This window comes from Enterococcus sp. 3H8_DIV0648, from assembly GCF_002140655.1.
Lineage (GTDB): Bacteria > Bacillota > Bacilli > Lactobacillales > Enterococcaceae > Enterococcus_A > Enterococcus_A hulanensis.
Genome location: NZ_NGLG01000002.1, coordinates 1,180,704 through 1,181,707, shown reverse-complemented (window position 1 = coordinate 1,181,707; position 1,004 = coordinate 1,180,704). Strand labels below are relative to the sequence as shown.

At 33.9% G+C, this 1,004-nt stretch carries 1 protein-coding gene; it reads right to left on the bottom strand.

The features are described from left to right. Window positions 1–38 precede the first annotated feature (38 nt). The coding region (locus A5875_RS21900) for a bacterial Ig-like domain-containing protein (protein WP_217809365.1) at window positions 39–1,004 on the bottom strand (966 nt) is incomplete at its 5' end.

The window sequence follows — 1,004 nt, the reverse complement described above, 5'->3', positions numbered from 1 at the left end:
TCTATTTTCCATTCATAGTATATAGGTCTATTATTAATCTAATCGTTTGTTTCATTTTTCTTTCGCTTTAAGAAGATCAATACCCCGCTAATTAGTACCAGCAGAGCTACACCGATAGCAGATAACAAATTATTCGTTTCTTCACCTGTTTTTGGATAACTTTTAGTGCTGCTAGGAATAGGTTTATTTCGTGAATTACCAGAATGATTCTCAGATCTTCCAGTAGTTTCTATTGCATCCTCATTACCTGACTCTTTTCTAGCATAAACATAAGTAACTGACTGGCTATCTTTTGTAAATTTACCTTCTTTATTTTTGGGTTCTTTAGTTAATGTATATCCCTTAATTTTCTTTGCTTCAGTGTGATAGGCTTCCCCCTCTTTCCCAGTAAGAGTTACTGAATCACTTATCTTATTTCCATCTTCATCCAGATATTGAACTACCACTTTATATTTTTCTTGTGAATTTATCGGTTTTTCTTTAACAGTTATTGTAGATGTACTCGTTATCCCTTCATAAGAATAAGTGACTTTAAAACTCCCTTTTTTACTTGTGTTTTTCTCATGATCGTCCACTTTTAATTCATTAAAAGATAGTTTGTGACCATCCTTAGCAATTGCACTATCAAAGTTATCTTTTGCTTCCCATTTATCGCCAACATAAATCGTTGAATCATGGACATTTATAGATGCTTGGTTTTCTTTGACTGTTACTTTTGCAGTGCTTGTAATTCCTTCATATGTGTAAGTTACATCGAAAGAGCCGACTTGTTCAGTATTTTTCTGACTATCATTTACAATGATATCTTTTAAATCAACATCTTGACCGTCTTTATCAACTGCACTATCAAAGTTATCCTTCGCTTCCCATTTATCACCAACATAAATCGTTGAGTCATGAACATTCACCGCTGTATGGTTTTTCAAGACATGGACTTGGACGGTTTTCTTTTGACCATCACTTGTCGTTAATTCTACGTCGTAGTCGCCTTCTTTACTCATGTT